Consider the following 2,536-nt stretch of genomic DNA (forward strand, 5'->3'; position numbering starts at 1 on the left):
CTCCAGCGCCTCCTCGATGCCCAGCAGCAGCGCGGCGCGGGCGTTGTGCCAGTCCGGCCGGCCGACCGTCTCCGGCCGCAGCCGGCGCTGCGCGACCGCCTCGGCGCGCCGCGGCGCGACGCCGGGCGACAGGATGAAGCGCTCGTCCAGCGCCGGGCGGATGATCGCGTCCTCCGGCACGATCCCGCGCCCAGCGACGCGCTTCGCCAGGCCCTCGATCGCGTCCTCCTCCCCATGCACCAGGAAGACGCCGCCGGAGATCGGCCCGCGCGCTGCGATCCAGCGGCCGAGCTCCGGCCCGTCGGCATGGCCGGAATAGCCCTCGACCATCGCGATGCGCGCACCGACGCGGATCGGCTCGCCCTGGATGCGCACGCGGTCGGCCCCGTCCTGCAGCAGCCGCCCCAGCGTGCCCGCGGCCTGGAAGCCGACCAGCGCGACGACGGTGCGCGCATCCCAGAGCTTCGCCTTCAGGTGCCCGCGGATGCGCCCGGCCTCGCACATGCCGCTGCCGGCCAGCACGATGCGGAAGCCGTCCTGGCGTGTCAGGTGGAAGCTCTGCTGCGCATCCTCCACGTGATGGATGCGGTGGTCGGCCAGGGCGGCGCGGATCGCCGGCCCCTCCTCCAGCAGCGCCGCGTGCTTCTCGAACACGCGGGTCGCGCGCTGCGCCAGCGGGCTGTCCAGGAAGATGTCGCTCTCCGGCACCTGCTTCGCCTGCATCAGCGCGACGAGGTCCGCCATCACCTCCTGCGCGCGCTCCACCGCGAAGACCGGGACGAGCAGCGCGCCGCCCTGGCGCGACGCCGCCTCCACCAGCTTCGCCAGCGCCGCGCGCCGTTCCGCCGGATGGATCGGCGGCCGGTCCTCGTCGCCATAGGTGCTCTCGACGATCACATGGTCCGCGCCATGCGTCGGCCCTTCCGGGTCGCGCTGCATGGGGCCGAGGTCGGGTCCGACGTCGCCGGAGACCAGCACCCGCAGCGGCCGCTCCCCGTCGGCGAATTCCAGCTCAATCGAGGCGGAGCCCAGCATGTGCCCGGCATTCCACCAGCGCGCCCGCACGCCCGCCGCCGGCTCGATCCAGCGGCCGTACTCCACGGTGCGGAAAGCGACCATGGTGCGCTCCGCATCCTCGGCCGTGTAGATCGGCACCACCGGGTCGCGGCCGCGGCGCCGGTTGCGGCGGTTCAGCTGCTCCACCTCGCTTTCCTGGATGGCGCCGGAATCCGGAAGCATCACGGAACAGAGGTCGCGCGTGGCCGGGGTGGCGTGGATGCGGCCGCGGAAGCCTGCCTTCACCAGCTTCGGCAGCAGGCCCGAATGGTCGATATGCGCATGCGTCAGCAGCACGGCGTCGATGCCGGCGGGTTCGAAGGGGAAGGGCTCGTAGTTCAGGGCCTTCAGCGTCTTCGGGCCCTGGAACATGCCGCAATCCACCAGGATGCGGGCCTGCGGCGCCTCGAACAGCAGGGACAGGCCGGTGACGGTCCGTGCCGCGCCGCACACCTTGAGCCCCACCGACATGCCGCCCTCCCGCGTCGCCGCGCTTCGCGGCAGCATAGGGCGAGGCAGCGGGGGAGGGCCAGGATGGCGAAGCAGCCGCGTGGCGGGCGGACGTCGCAGCAGGGCGCAAGCTACCGCCTGGCGCTGTTCGATCGCGACTTCATGCTTAGCCCTGCCATGCGCGGCGTGCGGCTGCAGGTGGAATGCGTGAAGGCCGACGAGGCGCTGCGCGCCTGGGGCGTGCGCTCCACCATCGTGGTGTTCGGCGGCTCCCGCGTGCGGGAGGGCGGGCCGGGCCGGCACGGCGCGTGGTACGACGCCGCGCGCCGCTTCGGCCGCATCGCGTCGGAGCGCGGCGGCGCGCTGCATCCCGTGGCCGGCATCCGCGACAACGTGATCGCCACCGGCGGCGGCCCCGGCATCATGGAGGCCGCCTCCCGCGGCGCGCACGATGCCGGCGCGCCGGCGATCGGCTTCAACATCCGCCTGCCGCAGGAACAGGCGCCGAACCCCTACACCACGCCGGAGCTGACCTTTCAGTTCCACTACTTCGCCATCCGCAAGCTGCACCTGGCGATGCGCGCCCGCGCGCTGGTGGTCTTCCCCGGCGGCTTCGGCACGCTGGACGAGCTGTTCGAGATCCTCACCCTGCGCCAGGCCGGCCGCATGGGCTCGGTGCCCGTGGTGCTGGTGGACGAGGCCTACTGGCGCGACCTGATCCGCTGGGACGCGCTGGTGGAGAACGGCATGATCGAGCCTGCCGACCTCGGCCTTCTGCACTTCGCCGCGGATGCGGAAGCCGCCTGGCATCTGCTGGACGCCGCCGGCGTTCGCGTCGCGGCGTGAAGGAGGACGGCATGGCGGAAGCGGCACGCGTCGCGCTGGTGACGGGCGGGGCGAAGGGCATCGGGCTGGCGACGGCGACAAGGCTCGCGGGCGAGGGCTGGCGCGTGGTGGTGGCTGACCGCGCCGCGCCGCCGCCCGGCCTGGCGGCGCGCCACGTGGCTGCCGACGTCGCCGACGAGGCGGC

The 2,536-nt window shown here is 73.7% G+C and carries 3 protein-coding genes; 2 read left to right on the forward strand and 1 reads right to left on the reverse strand.

Annotated elements, in window-relative coordinates; translation table 11 throughout:
• A partial coding sequence (locus OZN99_RS29585) for an MBL fold metallo-hydrolase RNA specificity domain-containing protein (RefSeq protein ID WP_270938798.1) occupies positions 1-1,527 on the reverse strand: 1,527 nt, incomplete at its 3' end.
• 63 nt (positions 1,528-1,590) lie between these two features.
• On the opposite strand from OZN99_RS29585, the gene OZN99_RS29590 reads away from it, so the two are divergent.
• Complete coding sequence (locus OZN99_RS29590) at positions 1,591-2,352, forward strand: LOG family protein (protein WP_270938799.1); 762 nt, start codon at positions 1,591-1,593, stop codon at positions 2,350-2,352.
• A gap of 11 nt (positions 2,353-2,363) precedes the next feature.
• Positions 2,364-2,536 (forward strand): SDR family NAD(P)-dependent oxidoreductase (locus OZN99_RS29595; protein ID WP_270938800.1); only part of this gene is annotated, 173 nt, incomplete at its 3' end.

It is taken from the genome of Falsiroseomonas oryzae (assembly GCF_027856955.1).
GTDB lineage: Bacteria > Pseudomonadota > Alphaproteobacteria > Acetobacterales > Acetobacteraceae > Falsiroseomonas > Falsiroseomonas oryzae.

What these genes read in the sequence shown, in the direction of transcription:
- OZN99_RS29590 (WP_270938799.1), top strand. Translation starts at nt 1,591, where the DNA reads ATGGCGAAGCAGCCGCGTGGCGGGCGGACGTCGCAGCAGGGCGCAAGC.